Here is a 21,756-nt window from a genome sequence, read left to right as displayed (position 1 = left end):
GATCGACCGGGCCAGCGCAATGAATCAGGCGGCGGCGTGCGCCTTCCGACGGTCGTCGATGAAGTCGAGCCCGGTGCCAGTCGCGTAAGCGACAGGGAACCGGAACCCGTTCTTCGTCTCCATCTTCACCTCGAAGTGCCCCGAGTCCTGGTATGCCTTGCGCGGCAGGTTCCGCGCGCCACCACTCCGGGAGACCTGCTTGCGGAACACGCCAATCTCGACGAGCCATGCCGTCAGGGTTCGCACGTCGAGGTGGAACAGGTCCGCGGTCTCCCGCATCCCGATGAGTCCCTCGGCGCTGAGGAACTCATCCCACTTGCCGGCCTTCGGCGCGAGGACCTTGTTCTCGGCCTCCAGTGCCTTGTTCTCGCGGACCTTGTCGAGGAGGTGGACGAGTGCCTGCTCGTAGTCCTGCGGGACGTCGACGGTGGCGTCGTACCGGCCGGTCTCGCGGATCTCCTTGAGGATCGCCTTCACCCGGGTCTTGATCGCTTTCGCCCCGGGAAGGGTGCTGCGGAAGATCAGCTCCCACATGCCGTCCTCGTAGATGACGGCAAGACGCTGGGTGCCGCCAGGGGTTACGGCCTGGGCGTAACCCTTCTCCTCCTCGTCGAGGAGATCAGTGGCACTCTGCGTCCGGGCGTACCCCATGGCCTTCGCGAAGTCAGCGGCAACCGCGTAGGGGGTGCCGTGTTCAGTCTGGCCGAAACGGATGTCCGCTCCGGACACGTCGAACAACTGGAGCGCGCCCCGGGTGTTGTTCTCCGGCTCAGGCGCGTTATGTTGGAACTGAGTCAAGGCTTTCTCCCTTGAGTCCGTGCCCCCGGCGGTGGTACCCGCGCGGGGGCCAACACGTATTGCCGCTCGGACGTTCGTCATCCGAGCGTTACAAGACTACTCCGTGTGAAGTACACCCTCGGCGTGTTGCGGTATGTAATCGCGGATGACAAATCCCCAGTCTCATCCGACTCCTGACGAAGCATCCGCTTCCGCGCGCCACGGCTCCTTGGTCGGTCCGACTCCGCAGTGCCAGATGGTGGAACGTGCGCGAACGGAGCATTCCGAGGCGCTGGCCCCGGACGCACGAAAAGCGGCCTCGCCCTCCCACACGGGGAGGGCGAGGCCGCTGTCATCGGGCAAAGAGGGCGACGGCACCGGTCGCGGCGCCAGCGAGACCGGCGAGGACGCCGATCGTGGGCATGGGCCACCGGGCCCGTTCGAGAGTACGGAGACGGCTCTCGTGGTCGGCAACATCCTTGCCGAGTTCGGTGAGGCCCTGGCCGATGCCGTCGAGTTTGGTCTCGACCCGGGTCACGCCATCGCTCAGGGATCTCAACTCCTGGTACATCTGGCCGCTGCTGATGAAGACGCCCGGGTCCGGGACCGGGGTGCCCATCAGGCGCCCGGGGTCTTGCGGTTCGGGACCGCGTAGGTGATGCCCCACGCGCCGAGGACAGCGAGGACGATGGTGACGCCCTCCCCGGTGGTGAGGACGTTGTCCTGCACGGCGGTGACGGCGGCCGCGGATCCGGCCGCGAGACCGGCGAGCAGCGACTTGGCGATGCTGGCGATCCTCATGAGGTCCTCACTTCGATTCGAGGGCAGCGATGCGCTTGCCCTGCGCGGTGACGGTCGTCTCCAGAGCGGAGAGACGTTCCTCCGTGGTCGGCTTCGGGGCCGGCGGAGGAGTGGTGGTGGTCGGCGGCGACCAGGACGCGGGGTGCTTGAGCCGCTCGGCGACGTCGGCGCGCAGCTGGCCCATGCTGAAGACGAACCGGCCGCGCGTGCCGTAGCCCTCGACGGGGCCCTTCGGGTCGATCTTCCCCTCGACGCTGGTCTCCAGGTGGCCGGCGACCGAGCCCGCACCCCAGGCGTGGTGGCGGCAGATCGCGGCGTTCCACCGGACCCACGCGTCGTACTGGGCGCGGGTGTAGGTGTCGGTGCCGTTGCCGAGGTTCTCGGTCTCGACTCCGTAGAGGCAGTCGTTGCCGTCGACGGTCGAGGACTTGTCCTGCTTGGGCAGGGTCTTCTCGGCGGTGAGCGCGGCGATCACGTTCGCGGCGGCCAGGCCCGCGTGGTTGGCGCGGTGGCAGGACACCAGGACTGCGATGCCCGACTTGGGCAGGAACGTGTGGGCGAGGGGCGCGGGCAGGCTGGGCGCGCCGTCCACGGCGACGGCACGCAGGCTGTTACTCCCGGCCGTGTGGTGGTTGAGGACGCCGTGGACCGGGCCGAAGACCTTGCCCGTGGCGGCGTCGCGGCCGCTGGTTGTCCAGCCGTCGTGCTCGGTGAAGCGGACGCCCTCGGCCTTGAGCGCGGCGCGCCACTGCGCGGGGGTCATGGGATCGGACATCGAGTCCCCTTCCGGGCATGAGAAAAGCCCCGGCCAGAGGGCGCGGGGCGGGAGGTGTGGGGGGTCAGGCTCGGCGGTATCGGCCCTGGATGGTGAGCAGGCCGCCGAGCTTGAAGTCGACGCCGAGAAGGTTGTTCTCGCCGTCGCCGTCGCTGTCGTCGATGCGGATGCGGTCGGAGCGGGCCCCGGATCCGCCGGTGAAGAAGGCGCATTCCCCGCCGCGGATCGTGCCGCCGGTGCTGGCGCCGTTGCCGTTGACGCCGACGGTCTCGCCGTGGACCGTGAGGGCCTGGCGGATGGTGCGGTCGACGGCGGTGGGCATGTCGACCATGACGATGCCGCTGCCGCTACCGGCCGTGCCCACCGACAGGTAGACGATGACGTCGACCCAGATGTCGGTGATCGAGTAGAACCCGGTCTGGATGTTGAAGACGGCCGTGCCGCCGTTGGTGACGATCGGCGTGTAGCTGGCGATGTCGGTCGGGCTGCCCGCCTGCAGCCGCACATCGGTCAGGCGTTGGCCGGGCCGGTAGAGAACCATGAGTGCCTCCTACAGGGCGACGTAGCTGGGCGTGGCCAGGCTGGCCGGTGCGGCCAGAGCCTGTGCCTTGACGATGCCGTTCGCGGAGCGGGCGACGGGGTAGACCTGCGGGTTGATCACGTCGAAGGCGCGGTAGCGGACCTCGACTGTGGCCGCGTTGCTGCTGGTGGCGGACCGGATCGACCTGGTACCGATCTGGTTCGCGGCCGTGATCGCCGAGTCCGTGACGTCGATCTGCCAGGAGCCGGGCTCGATGGTCCCGGCCAGCCAGCCCTTGGCCCGCAGCGCGGTGCCCTGGAGCTGGAAGCGGAAGCTCACCCACTGCCCGGCGGCGTGCGTGAGCCGGGGCAGGGTGAACGTGCCGATCGTCGTCTGCACGTCGGCGACGATCTTGCGGACCGCGAGGATGACGGTGTTGCTGGTCGTGAACTCGACGCGGGCCAGATACATGTTGCCGCTGTCGAGCATCCGCGCGCAGATCGCCCCGTACAGGCTGTCGCCGGTGGCCAGAGCGCTGGTCGTCAGATCGCAGTAGATGTCGGCGTCCGGGTGGATCGCGTCGACCGCGGTCCGCCGGGAGACGTCGAGCGTCGACAGGATCTGCGAGGCGTAGCCGCTGCCCACGTTGAAGTCGCTGGCCGTGCCCCCAAAGCGTTGCCAGGTCTGCCCGGAGTCGGTGTTCCCCCAGCCGCTCGACACGGACCGGGCGGTCTGGTCGTACAGCCAGCTGGCCTTGGTGCGTGTGACCCTCACCCCCCACACGTAGTAGACGGCGGACGCGGCCGGCGTCCCGGCGTGCCGCGCCTTGGCGCTCGCCCGCGACGCGTTCGCCGGCGCGGTCAGCGTCTGCTCGATGTACGTCCACACCCCGGCGGCGACGACCGTGCCGGAGCCGAGGCTCGTGCTGAGGAACGTCCCGGCTGCGTCGTACCAGTCGACGCACGGCCGCAGGTCGGCGTGCCCGCCGGGGGAGTAGACCCACATCGAGGCGACGTAGGACCCGGCCGGGTTGATGGTGCCGACCGCCGTGGCGGTGCAGCTGGCGCCGCCCGCCGCGGTGACCCCGTCCGGCGTGACGAGCAGCGAAGCCACGGCCCGCGGATGCGGCATGACGACGGCGGTGGACCTGCCGATCGCACACCCAGCCGCAGTCCACCCGGACGCGTCGGCATTGAAGAACGGGTTGCTGTTGAGCAGCGACCCGGGCGCGGTCACGGTCATGACCTCGCCGGACACCCGCCAGTCCCAGGGCGTGTCGCTCACGGCGCCCGACCAGACCGGGCCGGACGTCGTCAGCAGCGGCACCGTGGCGGCGCTGTCCGTGAGCGCGGTGGCGAGCTGGCTGAAGTCTCCGTCGATCCACTGGAACTCGCGCGGGTCCCGCACGGTGGTGGCTTCGCCCAGCCAGGCGACGTTCCATGGCGCGGCCGGCGTGCAGTTGAGCGTGAAGTTCCAGTGGTTGGGGTGGCCGATCGTCTCCTGGTAGCCCTGCACGATCAGGTCGATCATGCCTGGCGGAAGCCAGGGCGGCGGATTGGCGATGGTGACCCGGTCGCCGCAGTCGAGCTGCGTGACGGCCTCGGCCAGGCCCGGCGCCGCGGCGAGGTCGAGGTTGACCACCGGGTAGCGGGGCTCGTCGATCGTGCCCAGCCGCAGCCTCCATCCGGCGTGCGCGGTGGGCTGGTCGTCGTTGTACAGGTTGAGGGTGAGGGACTCGTCGTAGACGCCGACCCCGTTCGGCGGGGCCTGGATGGACAGGGCGCCAGTCTCAAGGACGGCGCGCGCGGACGAGCCGGCGGTGCGCGTCACGGTGACGTCGTTGCGTACCTGCTGGTCGTCGTCGATGGGTTCGAGCGGCGGGGCGATGTGCCCCGGCGCGGTGTAGTCCAGGGCCAGGGCGGGCCGCTGGTTGTACATCGAGATCCGGTCCCGGTAGGCCAGGCCCACGAAGTCCCGCCGCTCGTAGAGGATCCCGCCGTCGACGTCGGCGGCCTCCTCGATGAGGTCCATGAACGTCTGCGGCTTCTGCGCGCCGAGCAGCTCCTCGGCGGGCGTCTCGCCGTACACGGCGATGGGCTTGCCCTCTTCCGTCGACAGGCGCAGGAGCCGGTCTCCGGTGGTCTCCCCGGCGAACCCGTCGTCGGCCGCGGTGAACGCTGCGACGTTCGTCGTCGGGAAGACCGCCAGGTGTCCGAGGCGCAGGTTGGTGGGGACGCCCATGACGCGCACGCTGGTGGGGCGTCCCTCGGTACCGGCGTAGGTGTTGGTCACGGACAGGCCGGTGGAGCCCACGCTGATCCATGCGACGTGCATCTCCACGTTGCCGCCGACCTGCTTGGCCCACAGCTGGAAGCGGTTCCACCGGCCGGTGAACACGGGCGCGGTGCTGTTGATGAGGGACAGCACGTTGCCGTCGTCGTCGAGTGCGGCGACCTGCACGTTGTTCGTCTGCAGGCGCACGGTGTACTTCTTGGCGGTGCCCGTGGTGGCCACCTCGAACAGCGTGTTGAGGGAGGCCGGCATGGTGTCGAGGCGCATCACGCATTCGAGGTGCCAGGCCCCCGCCGTCATCGTCGGCAGAGTGCCGCGGCCCTCGGCGCCCGCATCCCAGGCGGGCATGGCGGTCGCTCCGCCAAGGGTGTCGTCGGACGCGAACGTCACGCCGGACACCTTCATCGGGCGCACGCCCGCGATGGGGCTGTATGCCTGGGTGGCGCCCTGGTCCTCCTCGAACGGCCAGTATGCGGCCGGGTTGTAGGAGGGGATGCGGCGGCGCAGCGTGGAGTCGAACGACTTCTGCCCCTGGCCGTAGCGGCGCAGGACACCGGCGGCCTCGATCGGTACGCGGATGTCCCTGCCGGATACGTCCCAGCGGGACGGCCAGCTGGAGATCTCTCCGATGAAGCGGGTGCGCCGGTTGGTCAGGGCCGCGGATCCGCCCAGCGTCCACGTGCGGCCGGCGCTGTCCGCGAACGAGGTTGCCCCGGCGGTCTGCGGCCGGAAGTCCGGGTTGGCGACGACGGTGCCGCCCAGGCCGTTGCGGACCTCGGCCCGGTAGACCTGCCCGGACATCGTGGTGAAGCGGGCGGTGCCGACGGCTCCGATGTCGAGGGACGCCGTCGAGTTGAAGATGGCCGTGGTGCCGCTCACCGTGCTGGTGGCGAGCAGCGTCCAGGGGCCGTCCAGGGTCGGCGCGGTGTAGAAGGCGTTGACCTTGCCGCCCGCTCCGTCGTTGACGTCGAGGGTGCAGCGCAGGGCGAGCCGCCCCGAGGACGGCACGGTCAGCTTCGTACCCGAGCGGCTCTGGTGCTCGGCCGTTCCGTCGACGCTCGTGTACAGCCACAGCTCGCGCTGGAAGACGAACACGACCCACGACCGCTGGTTGGTCGCCTCCCCCCACTTCCCGATCAGTTCCTGGGCTGCGGTCTGCGACTGCCAGTCGTCGAGGCGCACTTCCACCCGGACGTCGATGTCGCCGGTGATGTCGAGCGGGACCGCGTCCGGTGTACTGGCCCGGTCGCTCGCGCCCGCCGGCACGTCGAGGTACGACGTGCCGGTCATGACGTCGATCCGCACCGGGGTGTTACGCCCGATCTGCCCGTAGTACGGCGACAGCGGATTGCCGGGGCTGTACTTCCCCAGCCGGTTGTTGAAGACCAGCGTCGCCTTGCCCGGGTCCGTGCGCTGCGCCTCGTCCGGCCGGCCGCGCTCGATGGTGATGCGGTCGGCGGTGTAGACGTCCGAGGTGATGTCCGTCCACACCCCGCCGACCTGGAGTTTGATACGGGTGTCGAGGGGAGTCTGCGGGAACACCACAGCGGTTCTCCTTCCTAGCCGGTGAGGACTGTGACGTTGCCGCGGCCGTCGACCCGGACGAGCTTGCGGAACAGCTTCTTCATGTCGCCGTCCGCGCCGGTGGTGTCGACGACGACGCGGAGGAGACCGCCCCCGGCCTGTGCGCCCATGAGCGGGGCCATGCCGGTGGCGGTCAGCGGCCGGGTCGGCGCGGCCAGCTCGGGGCGGACCATCGTGCTGATCGCCCGGTCGAGCAGGGGCGTGGTCTGCTTCATGCCGGAGACCACGCCAGGCGGGATCCAGCGCCCCACCTCGTCGGCCATCAGCGTCGAGGGCGACCGGATACCCAGGGCCTTCTTGATCGCCTTGGACATGCCCTTGGCGATCGTGAGCATCTGCCGCTCGATGGCGGACTGCTGGGACTTCAGCCCCTTGACGATGCCCTGGGCGGCCTGGATTCCTGCCCCGTACATCGCCTGTCCGGCCACCGAGCCGGCCTGCCCGGCGGCCGTGGTCAGGCTCGCCTGGGTGGAGTTGATCTGCTTGATCGTCAGCTTGTCCGCGTTGGCGAGCGCGTTCGCTGCGGCGCTGCCCTGCTCGACCCCGGCCTGCGCGATCTGCGTCACGAGGTCGCCGCGAACGCCCTTCTTGCGCAGCGCGGCCAGGTCAGTGGCGAACTTCTGCGCGGCGGCCAGGCGGTCGGTGAGGTTGGTCAGGATCGACGCGGCGGTGGTCTGCCCCTCTCCGCTGTTCGCGGTGATGTTCGCCGCGTCCAGCACGCCCTTGCGGACGTCGGCGGCCAGCTTGTCGCGGGCCGTGATCAGGCCGGCCAGCGACTTGTTCGCGACCTTCAGGCGGGAGGCGAGGCTCGCCTCCCGGTTCGCCAGCTTCACCAGCTGCCCCGTGCCCGACGAGATCGTGCCCAGCGCCTTCGAGCGCTTCCTGCCCGGGGCGAGCGCGTCGCGGACGATGTCCGCCAGCTTCGTCGAGGCGGCCCGCACCTGCTTGGTCGAGCCGGTCATCCCGTCGACCAGACCACGGGCGATCCAGCGGCCTTGCGCGGTGGTCACCTTGGAGGGCGAGTTGATGCCGAGGGCCTTCGCGATCGGCCCCGGGATCATCGACTTCGCCCAGCCGATGAGCTTGGACTTGATCCATCCGCCCATCCCCCGGATGCCCGACCACAGACCCTCGACGATGTTGCGCCCCTTGCCGATGAGCATCGATCCGAGGTTGCCGAGTCCCCTGGTGATCCGGCCCGGCAGGCCCCGCATCCACGTCACCAGGGCGACGGCCCGTGAAACCGCGGCGTCCTTGAGCCGGCCGAAGTACCCGGCCACCTGACCGGGCAGCCGGCCGAGCCACCCGACGGCGGCCATGACCCCGCGCGTCGCCGCCTGGACTTTGCTCCAGACCCAGTTCCAGGCGATGCCCGTGTACTTCTTGATCGTGTCCCAGTTGGCGACGATCAGGATGACCAGGCCGATGATGGCCGCGATCGTCCAGCCGATCGGCCCCATGGCGATCAGCCACTGTGCGGCCATGACGGTGGCCCACGCGATGGCGCGTGCGGCCATCAGCAGGAACTGCCCGGCTGCCACCGCCCCGGCCCGGATGACGGCCAGGATCCAGGTGCCGATCGACACCAGCGCGGACCCGGTCCACGCGGCCGCGGTGGTCAGTGCCGAGGTCACGGCACCGGCGGCGATACGCAGGTAGGCCATGAGGCCGATGCCCATCATCCGCAGCCACGCGCCCGTCACGCCCCACGCCGAACTGGAGATGATCGCGTTGGCGCCGGAGACCACGGCGGAGATCGTCGAGTAGGTGAGCATCGCGCCCTTGACGACCAGCACGGTGCCGGCCAGCCCCATCAGCGTGTAGGCCAGCGGCTCGAACACGGCCTTGTTGTCCATGGCGAACTGGGCGAACTTCCCGCCGACCTGGGTGGCCGCGCTGAGCGCCTTGCGTTTGAACTTCTCGACCTCCACGGAGGCGTTGTCCCGCAGGGCATCGCCGGATCTTTTGGCCGCTCCGCCGAAGCCGTCCATGGCGCCCGAGCCACCCTTGAGGCTGGTGAGGAACGCTGGGATGTCCTTGACGTTCAGGTCCTCCAAGGGCGTACCGAAGAGGGAGATCGCCGCGCTCGCCTGCTTCGAGGGATCCTTGATCCCGAGCAGTCCGTTGATGACCTTCTGGGTTGCGCCCTGCGCAGTGGTGCCGCCAGCCAGGAGCGCGTTGGACATCTTCTTCGCGTCCAGGCCGATGGCCTTGTAGGCGGCCTGCGAGTTGGTCGACATGTCCGTGCCCAGGACGGTGAACTCCTTGACGGCATCGCCCATCTTGTCGATGCCGAACGTGCCCTTCTTGCTCCCGTCGACGAGCAAGGAGAACGCCTGCTCGCCGCTGTAGCCGAGGGTGTTGAAGAACTGCGAGTACTCGTCGGAGGCGTCGAGCACGTCCTCCCGCAGCGACGCCGGTACCCGCTGCGATGCGGCGGTGATCAGGTCGAAGGCCTCGGTCGAGTTCTTCGCCAGGCCCGAGTTCATCAGCGTGCCCGCGGTCTGCACTGCGCGGTCGACCTCGACATCGAAGGTCTTCGCGAAGTTCAGGGCGGACTCGGTGGCGGTCTGCAGGTCGGCGCTGGAGGCGTTGCTCATCCCCTTGATGGAGGACATCACCGAGCCGACTGCGGTGTTGACCTCTTCCATCGACTCGCCGTAGGCGTCCGCATACACGTGGCCCGCGGCCGTGCCGACGCGACCGGATTCGGACTTCGTCAGGCCGAGCTGGGCGGCCAGCTTGGAGTTGGCCTCCTGGAGGTTGATGCCCTCGACGATGCTCGCGCCGAGGGCCGCGCCCGCGCCCACGCCGATTCCCTCGGCGAGCGAGTCGAACTTCTCGCGGACTCCGCTGAGGGTTTCCCCGGTCCGGTCCCGGGCTACCAGGTTGAACACAAGCGAGGTGTCGCTCACTGACGCCCCCCTTCATCGAGGGGGCGTCAGCCCCGTGTCACGACTTCTTCAGTTCTTCCTTGGCCTTGCGCTGCGCTTCTTCGTAGGCGTCCAGCCAGTCGAGGAGCAGATCGGTTTCTTCGACCGTGCAGCCGTCCCAGTCACGGGGCCTCATGTGCAGCAGGTGCGCGGCGTCGCCCAGGCGCTCTAGTCGGCGACGGGCAGCTGGGCTTTTCCCTTGTCGTCCGGGTCCTCGAAGGCCTCGGCGATCTCGCCGTCGAGCTTCTCCAGGACAGCGTCCCGCTGGTCGGCCGGCGCCGTCTCGGAGGCCGTCTTCCGGATCTCGATCAGCTCGCCCTTGCTGTACTCCAGGGTGAGTTCGTCCCAGGCGAAGTCGACGTCGTCCCACTTCACGGTGGGGTGCTCGCGCTTGAGGAAGACGTACAGCAGTGCCCGCCGGCAGAGGCTGCTGCCCTGCACGACGTCCTTCGTGAACTCCGACCAGTTCCGCTCGGTGCGGCGCTCGACCCACTCGCGCTCCGCACTCATGATCTTGCGCGGGTTGTACTTCCAGCGCTTCGGCTCTTCGCTGCCCTCGGGGCTGTAGACCAGGTACATCGACTGCTCCTATCGGGCCCGGTCGGCGATGCGCCGAGCCATGTTCTCCATCGCCTGTTCGACGCCGGACTTGTAGGCGCCCTCGCGCCCCTGGAATGCGCGGTCGAACCAGTCGACCTTTCCGCGCTGCTGTACCCACACCTCGCGGTTGCCGTAGACCGGGTGGCGCCAGCCGCCCGCACGGTTCAGCCGCTTCGGGGCGTTGGGGAAGCCGCGGACGTTTTTGGTTTTGAACGCCTTCACCCTCGCCCCGCTCCAGCGTCCGCCGAGCTTGACCTCCGGCCGGATCTTCCGGGCGACCGCCGAGCGCAGAGCGGGCGAGGTGGGCAGGCCCGCCGAGGACATCGACATGATGCTGCCCTTGGCCTCATTGGCGCCGGGCTTGAGGGCCTCGCGCATACCGGCCGCGAGCTCCTTGCGCAGCTGCTTGCCGTCCTCCTCGGCGCGGATGGCGCGGGTCAGGGCGGCGAGCCCCGCGTGCGTCTCGACACCGAGCGAGAACGGGGGCCCGCCGGCCATCAGCTGATCGCCCTCGTCACGGCCCCCGAGGTGGGGAACGTCAGCCCCACGGTGGCCTCGTCACCGACGCTGCCCTCCAGCGGGTTCCACCCCTTGATCAAGATGTTGCCGGTGTACTTCGGGTTGGTCGCGCTCGCGGCCCCCTGGTCGCCGCGGACCTCGAACGGCACGACCGTGCCGAGCAGCGGCCACATGATCGAGTCGAGCTGAGATGCGGCAAAGTCCTGGAGGAACTCGCAGGCCAGCTCGCCGGACTTGAGTCCGCCGATGACTTCCTTCCAGCCGAGCGAGGCGTAGTTCGTGACGTCCTTGTCCTCGACCTCGACGCTGATCTCGGCCTTCTTGGTGAAGGTGTTCAGGACGTTCGCGTTGATGGACAGGTACTGGGCGAGCAAGACCATCTTGGGCATGACGGGCCCCCTTTCAGGGCGTGGCGACAGGCCCGAGCAGGGCCGGTACGACAGGGGTGGAGGAGCGGCTACAGGACGCCGAGCGCGGACACGAACAGGAACGACGGCGTGGTGCCGGAGATCGTCCAGGCGACGCGCCACCACGTGTCCGTGATGGCGGTCCCGGCGGTGCGCAGGATCTGCCCGCCCGAAGCGGTGGCCGCGGTGAATGTGAGCCTGGTGGTGGGCGAGGCGAACGTGTTGTCCACGCTGGACTCGATGCGGGCCGTCAGGCTCGGCGTGGTGCCCGCTGCGGACAGGACGTGCAGCGAGGCGTACATCCGCTTGCCCAGGGCGACGGCGCCGAGGTTGAGGCCGGTGCCCGTACCGGTCGCGGTCCGGGCGGTGCCGGGCGGGTGGGCGAACTGTCCACGCACCAGCGGCCAGTTGCTCTTGGCCGTCCCGGACCAGGGGGCGATCTCGCCCACCGCGTCGAACAGCTTGTAGTCCGAGCGCAGGGCCCCCATGAAGTACGCCAGGTCACCGACGTTCGCGGCGTTGTTCGCGCTCACCGACCAGGGGCCGACGCCACCGAGCTGGGACCAGGACGCGTCATCGACCTTCGACGGGTCGAAGGCTTCCCACTGCCCCTCGGCGGACAGCTCCGCCGAGGCCAGCCCGCCCATGACTTCCTTCCAGCCCTGGCTGCCGTAGTTCGTGGCGTCCTTGTCCTCGACCTCCGCGGACAGCTCGACCTTGTTCGCATTGCTGGTCAGGTCAGCGCCGACGGCGAACGCGCGGACGTTGGTCAGGATCGTCTTGCCCACGTCACTCCTCCCCGCCCGTCGGCTTGCGGCGAGAGCGACGCGGCTCGGCCGGCGCCTGCTCGGCGTCCTCGGTGTCGGTGATTTCCTCGGCGACACCGGACGCGACCAGGTGTGCAGCGTCGGCGGTGGGCAGGTCGGCGTCCTCGCCCTTGGCCGGCCACGGCTGGCCGTTGCGCGAGGCGCCCTCGGGCATGTCGACCAGCATGCGGATCTTCATCAGGTACTCCCTTCTCCGATGACCTGGATGGTGAGTTCGGCGCCGACGTAGGTGGCGCCCGCGTGCTCGTACCAGCGGTAGCCCTGCACGCGGGTCACGTGCAGGTCGTGGGCGAGTCCGCCGAGCGCGTACTCGCCGGGGCCGCCGCGGGCCACCTCGATGACCTCTTTCAGGGAGGCCGGACCGGAGCCGGACAGCATCCCGTCGAGGACGCGCTGGGCGAACCGGTCGTCGGTGCGGGAGACCAGGACGCGGCTGGTGAAGGTGAGTTCATCCAGGCCGCGGGCCATGGCCTTGTCGTACTCCTGCTCGTACTCGGCGACGAAGAAGTGCGGGGCGTTGATGCTGTCAGGCACGTAGCCGGTGCACGTCAGCTTCGCGATGCCGTCGGGCAGGACGACCGCGCGGGCCGCGTCGGCGATGGCGTCCCGGATGGGAGAGATTTGCATGGTGCCCCCTATCCGAAGCCAGGCAGGATGAACGGCTCGATCAGCGCCCACACGTCCGGGTCACGGCGGGACAGGTTGCGCACGCCCCACTCAGCCGAGCCGATGATGCCCTCCGGGGAGTCCTTGCGCTTGTACAGGCGGGTGGCCTGGATCAGGCTCGCCTCGCCGATCTCGTCGGGCTCGGCCGGCCACCCCCACCGCACGGTGATCCGGACCCGTGCGGTCCCCCAGCCCCCGGGCCTCAGCAGCCCCGTGACGGGGCGCCCGTCGAGCAGCGCGTTGTCCGGCTGCGTCTCCCACCCGGCGAGGACCGACCACGAACCTGGCGCGCCCGTTTCCACCACCAGGTCGTCGACGTCGCCGATGTCGTCGACCAGGAGCAGATCGCCGTCCGGTCCGCACGCCACCCGCCCGGCCGTCCGGAAGACGCGTGCCACCGGTTCGTCGTCCAGCCAGAACCGGCGCCCTGTCGCCCGCTCGATACCACGCGACGCCGCGGCCAGGGCGCTGGTCAGTTCGTCGTCGCGGCTGGTGTCCGAGTCCTCCGCACCGACCCGCTTGCGCAGCGCGGCCAGGCTGCCGTACTCGTGGGCCACCGCGCATCACTCAGTCGTCGGCGACTGCGGCTGGTCCCCGGCCGGGGCGGGCGGCGCCGGCGGGGCGGCCGGGGCAGCCTTCTTTTCGGCAGCCTTCTTGGCCGCGGTCCTCCCCCGGTCGGCCGTCTGTCGCGGTGCCTGCGTGCGCCCCTGCGGCCCGTCGTCCTCGGACGCCTGCGGCTCGTAGCCGTAGTGCGCGAGGGACTCGTCGACCTGCCGGACGCGGTCCTCGTCGCCTGCGGCCACGTAGGTGGCGCGCTCCCTCTTGAGCGCGGCGATCATGTTTTCGTCTCGTGCCATGGTGCGGTTCCTCCTGCTACTCGGGGCGGATCCAGACGGCCGCCCGGTACGTGACGCTCGGCGTGGTGCCTGCGACGGCGGACGTGACGCGGACGTAGTTCTTCGTGACCGCGGCGTAGGCGAGCCGGTTGCCGGCGGCTGTCAGCTGCGTGATGCTGCTGCCGGGGACGGCCGACCAGCTGGTGCCGTCGGCCGACTCCTCCAGCGAAGCGTCGAGCGTCGGCGAGCCGGACACGGCCGTGACGTGCACGGACAGCAGCACGTCGGCGGCGCCGCCCGCCGCGGCCACCGGACCGCTGGTGTAGGTGCCGGCGGTCCGCGCGGTGGAAGGCAGCGCGGTGTCGGCCTGTACGTTCCTGAGTCCCACGACTCATCCCTTCCGGTGCATGACGGCGCTGGGGCCCGGCGGTGGCCGGGCCCCAGCGACAGGGTCAGAACGTGGGCTGCGCCATGCCCGTGCCGCCGACCTTCTGCATGCCGTTGGTGTACCGGCCGAAGGTGTAGGCGAAGTACGAGTAGGCGACCAGCAGCACGCCGAGGCTGGCGGCCTTGGCCTGCTCCGCGCGGATGAACATCGGCGCGTTGGGGTCCTCCCACAGGTGGCACTCCGACTGGGGCACGACGTACAGCTCGTCTTCGTTCGTGCCGCCACCGAGGCCGGTGGGGATGTTGTTGTCGACGATGACCTCCAGGCCGCACGGCAGGACACCGCGAGGACCGGAGTTGTAGGAGCTGGCCGCGTTGGCCTGGCCCGCGGCCTGCACCGGCAGGTTCGACCAGTTGATCATCGGCCACACCGACTGCATCTGGCTCGACAGCCAGTACCAGCGCCGCGAGTGCATGATCGCGTGGGACGGGCGGCCCATGGCCAGGAGGTTCGCCTCGACCCCGGCGGCCGCACCCAGGATCTTCGGGTACAACTCGGCACCTGTCGGCGAGGCGTCGGTGTACGCGTTCGCCTGTGCGATCGCGGACAGGCCGGTCGTCGCCTGGTTGATGAGGGTCGAGTCGACGACGGTGGCGACCCGGTTGAACAGGTCCTGCATCGTGACGTCCTCGATGCCCGTGCCGCGGTCGATCGCCTGGCGGGACACGGTCTGCTGGCCGGCCGCGGTCTGCACCGGCACGGTCAGCAGGGTGTCGTCCATGTCGGTCTCGGAGACGCCCGCGTTCTCGGACGCCTGGAGCGCGGCGCTGGACCCGGTGGTGATGCGGCTGATGTTGACGGACATCCCCGAGTCCGGCAGGTCGTGCCGGTTGCAGGCGTCCGCGAACGGCCGCAGGTTCGCCGTGGCCGGGGCGTACAGGTCGGTGAGGTACTGCGGGACCGTCAGCCCCGCGAACGCCCCCGTGCCGACCGCACGCTTCATGTACTCGGCGCGCTCGACCCTCTCCTCGCGCATGTGCTGCGCGAGCCGGTGGGAGGCCTCGACGTCCTGGTAGAGGAACTGCCGGGAGACGTCCATCAGGAAGCCCTTGCCGTGCGGGTCCTGGTCCTTGCGGTAGGTCCGCTCCTCCTGGCCGACGCGGGCGACCTGGTCGTAGGACGGCTTGCGGGTCTGGGTGTCCCGGACCTGCTTCTGCTGGGCCTCCCGCTCCTGCTCCTCGACCTTGAGCTTGTTCGTGGTCGCCAGCTTGTTCTCGATGCCGGTGATGTCGGAGCGGGCCTGGTCGCGCGCGGCGAACAGCTCGGCCACCCGCTGGTCTTCCTCCGCGCTGAGGTTCGAGCGGCCGTCCTGCTGCGCCTTGTCCAGGATGAGCTGGACCTCCGCGCCGCACTTCTTGAGCCGCTTCTGTGCGGCCTCCAGCTCGACCTCGATGCTTGCGATCAGGTCGTCGATGGTTCCGGGCATGGGTGTGATCCCTCCGTGCAGATGGGGTGTGGTGGGTGCAGCAACAGCGGGGCCACGGCCCACCCGGGTCATCTGCCGGGCGGCACAGGGCGGAGCTTCCGGGCGTCTGCCGGACAGCGCGCTGTGTCTGGTGCTCAGTCCTCGCTGGCGTCGACCAGGAGCTGAGTGCGGAGCATGGAGATCGACCGCCCTGCGGCGGCCGGTGCCGGCGCGCGTACAGGCGCCGGCATCTGCGGCGCGGGTACGGCGGCGGGCACGGTGGTGAGGTCGGAGCGCTGGGCGAGGCGGGCGTAGGCCTCCCGTGCGACCAGCGCGGGCAAGTTGGGGATGAGGTCGAGGAACTCCCCGGAGCGGGCCGCCACGGAGGTGTGGGGGTTCGCGCCGTAGGTGACGGGGCCGACGTCGCCGCGTTCGAGGTCGAACTCGGCGATGCGGTACTCGGTGTAGTCCGGGGACCACTGGCCCGAGGTGATGCGGAACATGAACGACTGCTCGCGCACGTCCTGGTCCTCGATGGCCTGGACGAGCAGCTGCACGTCCGACCGCTTCGGGTTCAGCCACGCGCGCTGTCCGAGACCCTGGTCGTCCGCCCACAGTTCGAGGCGGGTGTTCCTGGTCGAGGCCATCGGGGTCCCGGCGTGGTTGAACCGGAAGACGACCTCAGGGTCCGCGGCCAGGGTCTTGTCCGCGGCGCCCTTGGAGACGATCTCGGTGTAGGGCCCGAACATGTCCCACATCTCGTAGCCCTGCTCGAACGCGCTGGCGTAGCCCTCGACCTGGTACCAGTCCATGCCGTCGTCGCGCTGCACCTTCTTCGCGCGCAGCTGCGAGGTGAACCGGATCTCCGGGGACTCGGGCCGGTCCCGAGGGATGGACATCGAGGTAGAGCCCGCCGCACCGGCGCGGGCCTGGGCAGCCTGCTGCCGCAGGATCGCCATGGTCATGAGGGAACTCCTCCTGCTTGCGGGGTCGCGGTGGTGGGCGTCGGCTGCGTGCCCTTGCCGAACAGCCGGTCGAACTCGGCCTTCTGGTCCTCGGTCAGCGGCGACTGGTCGTAGAAGGCGCGGGCCTCGGACGGCGTCAGCGTCCGGGAGTCGATGCGCGTCTTGAGGACAGCGGCCTGCGTCTGCGGGTCCATGGCCAGCAGCGCGTTGCGGTTCAGCTTCACGAACCGAGGCCGGGAGGACAGGCGGCTCAGCGCGTTCTCTCGGCGGCTCACGGCCGGCCCCAACGACATGACGAGGAACTGCAAGTTCCTCTGCGTCATGTTGGCGTAGGTCACCGAGCTGCCCGACACCGACGCATCGATCAGGTCGGACGGGCAGTCGAAGAACCGGGCGATGTCGCCGATGCCGAAGGACTTCGCGGCGATCCAGTCCGCGCCCGCCTGCTCGGCCTGGATCATCTCGTAGTCCCAGTCGTTCCCGGTGACGAACAGATCGCGGCCCTGGACCGCGGCTTTGAAGCGCTGCTTCGTCGCGTCGGCCACGTCCGGCGTGATCGTCTTCGCCGTGTTCTTCAGGTGCGCCGAGGGGATGGCCCCGTTGCGGAACCAGTCCATGGCGAACTGCTGGATGGACAGGTATTCGCTGATCGACCACGCCGCATACGCCACCGGGGACAGACCGACCGGAAGGCCTGGCACGGTGTACTGCTTCTCGTGCCACACCTCGTTCGGCTCGTAGATGGTGCCCGCGATCCGGTACGTCTTCTTGCCCTTGCGCACCCGCACGGACACGTCGCTGCTGGGCACCAGCTCAATGCGGGCCGGAAGGCCGAGCCCGTCGCGGGCAGTGATCAGGCCCACGCTGTTCCCGGACCGGTCGAGGTCGAACTGGCTGGAGTACATCCACTCCGGCATCTCGACCTCGTCGCCGCCCGGCGTGACGAGGACGGCGGGCTTCGGCACCTCGACCTGGATCCCGTCCACCTTGCGGTACAGGTCCACCGGCATGGTGCTGATCAGGTTGGCGCGCAGCCGCAGGCACGCCCAGACCGCCGAGTGCCGCAGCGCCGTCTCGTTGGTGACGACCGCTGCCCCACCGCCCGTGCCGGGCCGTGCCGGGATCGTCTCGGATGCTGTCTGCCCTGGGGCATCGCGGCGTCGGAAGAGGCTCACGTCTGCCCCTTCCTGTCGGCCAGCCAGGACCCGGCGAGGACCACGGCGCCGCTCACGGCGACTGCCGCCCACCCCAGCCACCGGTACGCGCCCGCGCCCGCGCCGGCCGCCACGAGCAGCAGGCCTGCGGCGTCGAGGACGGTGGTCGTCCGCTCGCGCACTGCGGCCCCCCTTCAGTAGATCGAATCGAGTGGGTCGTAGTCCTCGAGGACGTGCGGCCCCCGGATGACCAGCGCCCAGCGCGCGAACGTCGCCGCGACGAAGGGGCTGGCCTCGGTCAGTGAGCTGGTCCGATCCAGCGTCCAGGCGTCGCCGTTGCGACGCGTCCGTGCACCGTTCACGGCGGCCGTCAGCGGGACTTGGTCGAGGTGCCGGACGGTGCCCTGGTTCATGGCGTCCGCCATCTGCCCGCAGGCCTCGATTACATCGCCGGAGCGCATCACCGCCAGGTCGCCGCGCTCCGGGTGTTCCTTGTCCTCGGGCACGTCGATGCCCGCGGCCACCAGGTCGTCGATGAGCGAACTGGCCGGCGCCCCGGACGCGGCGACCGCCACGGCCACCGGTTTCCACAGGCTGTGGAGACGCGTCATCGCGGGCACCACCCAGTCCGTACCGGGCCTGTACGCCACGACCTCCAGGTGCACCTTGCCGTCCGGCCGGCGGCAGGCTGCGGCGATCGCCGCCCGCTTCCGGTCCTGCGACACGTCGATGGCAAACGCCACGTCCGCGCCTGCCTTGCTGCCCGCATCGACCAGACCGGGCCATGCCGCTTTCGGCACGTTCGGGTCGCTCGGGGGCGTTGGCTTCCGCGTGCGGTTCAGGTAGGCCCGGTCGAACTCGGCCGGATCCATCTTCTCCAGCTCAGCAGCGATGACCTCCTCCGTCACCGTGAAGCCGAGAGCGGGCAGCGTGGCCCGCCACGTCGCAGGGTCCGCCCGGTTCATCTCCTCAGGGGCGAACCACTCGAAGTAGCAGGCACGCGGGCGGACCGCGGCGGCGTCCTCGGCGAGCGCGGCGAACAGGGCCTCGATCAACTCGCGGCCCTTGTCCCGCTTCTTGTTCAGCCACACGCTCTTCGTCGTGCCACCCGCCGACGCCCACCACAGCTGAGCCATCTTCCTGGTCAGCATGGCCGGGGAGAAAGCCTGCTCCAGGCGGTCGTCCTCGTGCGCGAAAGCTTCGTCGATGAACCCGAGATCCAGCGGCGGGCCGTGGCCTGCCTTCTCCGTGTTCGCGGTGATGCCCATCCGCGAGCGCTTGCCCGGGAAGAGGATGGCCTCGTTGCCGTTGCTCTTCCGGATCCGCGCGTACCGGGCCAGGTCCGAGCTGGAGATCTTCTCCCAGAACTCGTCCTCCCACCGCTGCCGCGCCATGCCACGCGTCTGCGCCGCGTACACGATGTTCTGCCGCGGCCAGGCCATTGCCCGGTGGACCTGCGCGCCGAGGGTCAGCTCGGTCTTGCCCTGCTGCCGGGAGACGGACAGGCCGACCTCGCGGTGCGCAAACAGGCCGGTGTCCGGGTCGACCTCCAGGGCCACATCGCTGACGTACTTCTGCCAGGGCATCGGCGGGGCGCCGAGCTTGGCCATGACCTTCCACAACTTCGGTCCGAGCGACAGCCGGTCCGGGTGGCGAGGCGTGCCCCAGCGCGGTGGGCACTCCAGGCCGTACCGCTCCCGCAGGTCCTCGGCGAACTCAGTCGGGGGAGCCCAGGTCTCCGAGGTCGTCGTCATCGTCAGCGGCCCGCCCCTCCAGCAGCTGGGCGAGCGTCAGCCGGAGCTCGCGGGTCAACTGAGGCAGCGTCCGGTCCTCGGGGCCGGCCACCGCCTCCCCGCAGGTCTGGCACTCGCCGGACGTCGCCGTATCGATCGACCGGGCCAGCGCGAACGCCACCTCGGACAGCGACGGTTCGACGCCGGCCAGGTCGCCGAGCTGCTCGACGTCGCTGCGGACGGCCTCCTCGACGGGGCCCATCGCGCCCCCCTCCAAGATCATCCCCGGCTCATCCGCCCGGGGGGAGAAAAATAAAAGCTGGGCGCGGGGTTGAGAAGATGATCTTCCCTAAAAATCTCGGCCGATCTAAGCCGGATCAAGCCTCTGACCTGGGGTTTTGATCGCTCAGGCCAGGGCTGTGACCTGCACGTTTGCAGGTGGCGCCACCTTGAGTACGGCCCACCTCGGCGCTGTGGCCACGTCGTCCGTGCCTGGGGCCACGTAGCGGTGGCCTGTGCCGTTGCACAGCATGGCGTCGTAGTGGATGCGGTCCCGCGTGATGGTGATCGGTCCCTCGATCGGCACGTCGCTTGGGTCGACGCCGTTGGCGCGGAGCCAGGCAGCCACGGCGTCCCTGGGCCCGAAGGGGGTTTCGACCAGCTTGGCCATGTCATCCTCCCCTGGTGTCGCCAACGATGGCGCGGTTGGCCAGCTGGTCGGAGAGGCTGCCGCGCGTGGCTGGCAGCCCGAGGCGGGAGATGGAGCGCCATGTATCGGCGTGCTCGTCCTTGTCACCGCCAAGGTCGAGGGCACACCGTGCCGCCTCGCGCCACTCGGCCAGCTCGGCATCGGTGAGGGTCAGCGTGTGCGTGGTGATCTGCTCGGTGCTGAGCTTCGGCATGGTGTCCTCTCTACGGTCCGGCGAACCAGTCGACCGAGGTGCGCAGTTGGACGACCTCGGACAGCGGCCGGTCGCCCTTCTCGCTGTTGCACTTGCGGAGACAGACGCGGCAGCCGGCCACGCCGTGGATGGGTGCGACGTTGTCGGGGTCGAGGCGCGGGCCGCCTTTGCTGACGGGGATGACGTGGTCGGCGGTGTCGGCGGCGCCGTGGCCGCAGACGATGCAGACGTCGGATGCGGCGAGGGTGCGGGCTCGGAGCTGGCGCCACTCGTAGGAGGTGAGCTCGCTGCGGTCGGTGGCCATGCTCACCCCCAGGCGTGCAGAGGCCCGGCCTCTCGGTGAGGGCCGGGCCTGGGTGCGTGTGGTCAGACGGCGCGGAAGATACAGACCAGCGCGACGCGTTCGCCGGTAAAGGTCTTCCCTTCGGCGGCTGCCATCTGGTCCAGTCTCCAGCCGTGGGCCTCGACGGCCTCGATCTGCTCGGCCATGCCCTGCATGGGGGCGGTGGACTTGCTGCTCTGGTTGGCCTCGATGAACTTGTAGACGAGGACGCGCTGCCCTTTCTCGCGGGCCTTGCGTGCGGCGTCGGCGGCGACGTTCGCCTTGGCGTCGTTCATGAATCCCATGGGCCCCCCTTGGGTGCGGTGTTGAGGGGCTCAGTGTGGCGCCGGGTCTGGGGGTGTGTGGGCGGTGTGTCCGTCCTGTGACACGACGAAGCCCCCGCCGGGGGGACCGGAGCAGGGGCTTCGTCGTGTGTCTGAAGGTGGTCCCGGCCGCTCCCACGACGAGCGTTTGGTGCCGGGTCCAAGGCCTGGTCCAGCGCCCGCGATGTCGTGGTCGGCGGGCTGGGGACCTCTGTTGCTCGGTGCTACCGAGCGGCTTGTGGTGCCGGTTGAGGGCACAGTTGTACACGCAGATCGTCACACGGCGTCTGACCTGCGGTCAAGCGATCGAGCGCTCCTGGCGGTCGGCGAGGAGCGCGGCGACTTCGGAAACGGCGTATTGCGGGTGTCGCTCGGTGCCTCCGACGCGCTTGAGGCGGCCTCGGTAGACGAGGTTCCGGACGGCGCCGGTGCTGGTGCCGAGGGCGCGGGCGACGTCGCGGGTCGTGTACCGGCCGGGCGGGGCGAGCTCGTCTTCCATGTCTCCATGATGCGGCCCCTCAGCTATCGGGGTGATCAACGGCAGCCGGCCGGGGCGCCGGGATCTCGCCGGCGGGGTATCCGACGGAGTTCTTCGACGAGTTCGTCGGTGGGCTCCGGGGCGAGGGCTACGCGGGCCTTGATCGCGGCTACGACCTCGGGGCCGAGGATGGCGAGGCGCTCTGCGCGGTTCATCGGGCTGGCTCCAGGCCAGGGACGTTCTTCACGCGGGCATGATCGTGGGCGCTGCTTGGGCGCCGCTTAAGAGGTGGAAGCGCTCGCGGTCGGCTCCGGTGCAGCTCTGTACGTTGCCGGCCCGATCCTCCGGAGTGCTCGTTTGATCTTCATTGCTCATGTGATGCTCTTGATGCCAGATCCGCCAGGAATGCGGCAACGGTTCCATGTCGGCTCGGGCAGCGCGCGGTTGGCGTTGTCGACCCGGCAGCGAGGACTCGCGGGGCCCGCTGAT

At 69.7% G+C, this 21,756-nt stretch carries 28 protein-coding genes; all 28 read right to left on the bottom strand.

The window, feature by feature from the left end; translation table 11 throughout:
- Window positions 1-24: 24 nt before the first annotated feature.
- Window positions 25-798, bottom strand: a complete 774-nt coding sequence (locus GFH48_RS18885) for a phage antirepressor KilAC domain-containing protein (RefSeq protein WP_194280619.1) — start codon at window positions 796-798, stop codon at window positions 25-27.
- 331 nt (window positions 799-1,129) lie between these two features.
- A complete protein-coding gene (locus GFH48_RS18880) occupies window positions 1,130-1,396 on the bottom strand; it encodes a hypothetical protein (protein ID WP_153289385.1) in 267 nt (88 codons plus the stop codon).
- On the bottom strand, window positions 1,396-1,578 hold the full coding sequence (locus tag GFH48_RS18875) for a hypothetical protein (protein WP_153289384.1): 183 nt from the start codon (window positions 1,576-1,578) through the stop codon (window positions 1,396-1,398). The genes GFH48_RS18880 and GFH48_RS18875 overlap by 1 nt, the downstream gene beginning before the upstream one ends.
- A gap of 7 nt (window positions 1,579-1,585) precedes the next feature.
- Window positions 1,586-2,353 carry a peptidoglycan recognition protein family protein gene (locus GFH48_RS38600; RefSeq protein WP_194280618.1) on the bottom strand — a complete coding sequence of 256 codons (768 nt, stop codon included), beginning with the start codon at window positions 2,351-2,353 and terminating at the stop codon, window positions 1,586-1,588.
- 64 nt (window positions 2,354-2,417) lie between these two features.
- Window positions 2,418-2,894, bottom strand: coding sequence for a hypothetical protein (locus GFH48_RS38595; RefSeq protein ID WP_194280617.1), 477 nt, complete (start codon window positions 2,892-2,894; stop codon window positions 2,418-2,420).
- A 9-nt stretch (window positions 2,895-2,903) separates the two neighbouring features.
- Window positions 2,904-6,710, bottom strand: coding sequence for a hypothetical protein (locus tag GFH48_RS18865; RefSeq protein WP_153289382.1), 3,807 nt, complete (start codon window positions 6,708-6,710; stop codon window positions 2,904-2,906).
- Window positions 6,711-6,724: 14 nt separating this feature from the next.
- Entirely contained in the window at window positions 6,725-9,664 is a 2,940-nt protein-coding gene (locus GFH48_RS18860) for a phage tail tape measure protein (RefSeq protein ID WP_153289381.1), read from the bottom strand.
- Between the two features lie 186 nt (window positions 9,665-9,850).
- On the bottom strand, window positions 9,851-10,261 hold the full coding sequence (locus GFH48_RS18855; protein WP_153289380.1) for a hypothetical protein: 411 nt from the start codon (window positions 10,259-10,261) through the stop codon (window positions 9,851-9,853).
- A 9-nt stretch (window positions 10,262-10,270) separates the two neighbouring features.
- A complete protein-coding gene (locus GFH48_RS18850) occupies window positions 10,271-10,780 on the bottom strand; it encodes a hypothetical protein (protein ID WP_228120683.1) in 510 nt (169 codons plus the stop codon).
- Window positions 10,780-11,190: a phage tail protein gene (locus tag GFH48_RS18845; protein ID WP_153289378.1), complete on the bottom strand. Its 411-nt coding sequence runs from the start codon at window positions 11,188-11,190 to the stop codon at window positions 10,780-10,782. The genes GFH48_RS18850 and GFH48_RS18845 overlap by 1 nt, the downstream gene beginning before the upstream one ends.
- Before the next feature lie 68 nt (window positions 11,191-11,258).
- The gene (locus GFH48_RS18840; protein WP_153289377.1) at window positions 11,259-11,996 is read right to left on the bottom strand and encodes a hypothetical protein; all 738 of its coding nucleotides are present in this window, start codon (window positions 11,994-11,996) and stop codon (window positions 11,259-11,261) included.
- A 1-nt stretch (window position 11,997) separates the two neighbouring features.
- Complete coding sequence (locus GFH48_RS18835) at window positions 11,998-12,213, bottom strand: hypothetical protein (protein ID WP_153289376.1); 216 nt, start codon at window positions 12,211-12,213, stop codon at window positions 11,998-12,000.
- Window positions 12,213-12,662, bottom strand: coding sequence for a hypothetical protein (locus GFH48_RS18830; RefSeq protein ID WP_153289375.1), 450 nt, complete (start codon window positions 12,660-12,662; stop codon window positions 12,213-12,215). Before GFH48_RS18830 ends, GFH48_RS18835 begins: the two co-directional genes overlap by 1 nt.
- A gap of 8 nt (window positions 12,663-12,670) precedes the next feature.
- Window positions 12,671-13,258: a phage gp6-like head-tail connector protein gene (locus tag GFH48_RS18825; protein ID WP_153289374.1), complete on the bottom strand. Its 588-nt coding sequence runs from the start codon at window positions 13,256-13,258 to the stop codon at window positions 12,671-12,673.
- 6 nt (window positions 13,259-13,264) lie between these two features.
- Window positions 13,265-13,558: a hypothetical protein gene (locus tag GFH48_RS18820; RefSeq protein ID WP_153289373.1), complete on the bottom strand. Its 294-nt coding sequence runs from the start codon at window positions 13,556-13,558 to the stop codon at window positions 13,265-13,267.
- Between the two features lie 16 nt (window positions 13,559-13,574).
- The gene (locus tag GFH48_RS18815) at window positions 13,575-13,925 is read right to left on the bottom strand and encodes a hypothetical protein (protein WP_153289372.1); all 351 of its coding nucleotides are present in this window, start codon (window positions 13,923-13,925) and stop codon (window positions 13,575-13,577) included.
- Window positions 13,926-13,989: 64 nt separating this feature from the next.
- Window positions 13,990-15,411: a phage major capsid protein gene (locus tag GFH48_RS18810; RefSeq protein WP_153289371.1), complete on the bottom strand. Its 1,422-nt coding sequence runs from the start codon at window positions 15,409-15,411 to the stop codon at window positions 13,990-13,992.
- A 134-nt stretch (window positions 15,412-15,545) separates the two neighbouring features.
- Window positions 15,546-16,355 carry an HK97 family phage prohead protease gene (locus GFH48_RS18805; protein WP_153289370.1) on the bottom strand — a complete coding sequence of 270 codons (810 nt, stop codon included), beginning with the start codon at window positions 16,353-16,355 and terminating at the stop codon, window positions 15,546-15,548.
- Window positions 16,352-17,530, bottom strand: a complete 1,179-nt coding sequence (locus GFH48_RS18800; RefSeq protein WP_153289369.1) for a phage portal protein — start codon at window positions 17,528-17,530, stop codon at window positions 16,352-16,354. The genes GFH48_RS18805 and GFH48_RS18800 overlap by 4 nt, the downstream gene beginning before the upstream one ends.
- On the bottom strand, window positions 17,527-17,691 hold the full coding sequence (locus GFH48_RS18795; RefSeq protein WP_153289368.1) for a hypothetical protein: 165 nt from the start codon (window positions 17,689-17,691) through the stop codon (window positions 17,527-17,529). Before GFH48_RS18795 ends, GFH48_RS18800 begins: the two co-directional genes overlap by 4 nt.
- Window positions 17,692-17,703: 12 nt before the next feature.
- Window positions 17,704-19,263: a terminase large subunit domain-containing protein gene (locus tag GFH48_RS18790; RefSeq protein WP_153289367.1), complete on the bottom strand. Its 1,560-nt coding sequence runs from the start codon at window positions 19,261-19,263 to the stop codon at window positions 17,704-17,706.
- Entirely contained in the window at window positions 19,226-19,525 is a 300-nt protein-coding gene (locus tag GFH48_RS18785) for a hypothetical protein (protein ID WP_228120681.1), read from the bottom strand. The genes GFH48_RS18790 and GFH48_RS18785 overlap by 38 nt, the downstream gene beginning before the upstream one ends.
- 123 nt (window positions 19,526-19,648) lie before the next feature.
- Window positions 19,649-19,912 carry a hypothetical protein gene (locus GFH48_RS18780; protein ID WP_153289366.1) on the bottom strand — a complete coding sequence of 88 codons (264 nt, stop codon included), beginning with the start codon at window positions 19,910-19,912 and terminating at the stop codon, window positions 19,649-19,651.
- A 1-nt stretch (window position 19,913) separates the two neighbouring features.
- Entirely contained in the window at window positions 19,914-20,144 is a 231-nt protein-coding gene (locus GFH48_RS18775; RefSeq protein ID WP_153289365.1) for a hypothetical protein, read from the bottom strand.
- 10 nt (window positions 20,145-20,154) lie between these two features.
- Window positions 20,155-20,448: an HNH endonuclease gene (locus GFH48_RS18770; protein ID WP_153289364.1), complete on the bottom strand. Its 294-nt coding sequence runs from the start codon at window positions 20,446-20,448 to the stop codon at window positions 20,155-20,157.
- Between the two features lie 62 nt (window positions 20,449-20,510).
- Window positions 20,511-20,771: a hypothetical protein gene (locus tag GFH48_RS18765; protein WP_153289363.1), complete on the bottom strand. Its 261-nt coding sequence runs from the start codon at window positions 20,769-20,771 to the stop codon at window positions 20,511-20,513.
- 316 nt (window positions 20,772-21,087) lie between these two features.
- The gene (locus tag GFH48_RS18760) at window positions 21,088-21,288 is read right to left on the bottom strand and encodes a helix-turn-helix domain-containing protein (RefSeq protein ID WP_153289362.1); all 201 of its coding nucleotides are present in this window, start codon (window positions 21,286-21,288) and stop codon (window positions 21,088-21,090) included.
- A gap of 35 nt (window positions 21,289-21,323) precedes the next feature.
- Window positions 21,324-21,482 (bottom strand): hypothetical protein, encoded by a 159-nt coding sequence (locus GFH48_RS38590; protein WP_194280925.1) that lies wholly within the window; start codon window positions 21,480-21,482, stop codon window positions 21,324-21,326.
- Between the last annotated feature and the right edge of the window lie 274 nt (window positions 21,483-21,756).

It is taken from the genome of Streptomyces fagopyri, assembly GCF_009498275.1.
In the GTDB taxonomy this organism is placed as follows: domain Bacteria; phylum Actinomycetota; class Actinomycetes; order Streptomycetales; family Streptomycetaceae; genus Streptomyces; species Streptomyces fagopyri.
The sequence above is the reverse complement of the archived record's forward strand: the minus strand, read 5'-3'. Positions and strand labels throughout refer to the sequence as shown.